The sequence below is a fragment of the Klebsiella sp. 18074 genome, assembly GCF_902705905.1.
GTDB classification, from domain to species: domain Bacteria; phylum Pseudomonadota; class Gammaproteobacteria; order Enterobacterales; family Enterobacteriaceae; genus Klebsiella; species Klebsiella terrigena.
This window is the reverse complement of the sequence record NZ_CACSIS010000113.1, coordinates 1-254: the sequence shown is the minus strand read 5'-3', so window position 1 is coordinate 254 and position 254 is coordinate 1. Positions and strand designations below refer to the sequence as shown.

The 254-nt window shown below is 46.9% G+C and carries 1 pseudogene; it reads right to left on the bottom strand.

What is annotated here, in order from left to right:
• Positions 1–120: 120 nt before the first annotated feature.
• Positions 121–254 (bottom strand): annotated as a pseudogene (locus tag GVK32_RS28795) (IS3 family transposase); the annotation flags it as partial.

Genomic DNA, 254 nt, shown 5'->3' with positions numbered 1-254 from the left:
TTTCAGGACGGCGATGATCTGGTGCTCGGTGAATCGGATCTTACGCATAGCGATCTCCTCAGGTGACATAATCAGTATGTCGGAAGATCTCTAAAAGTGAATGGGCCGTTTTGGTGGGATACTTACACGATGAACCCCAAACACGTTGCACACAACGGCAACAGGAAACCGCGCCCTGAGTTTCTCAACTAATGAGAATTGTTCAGGGAGTCTGACATCAAGAGCGCGGTAGCCTTTTTTAATATATCTCTTTC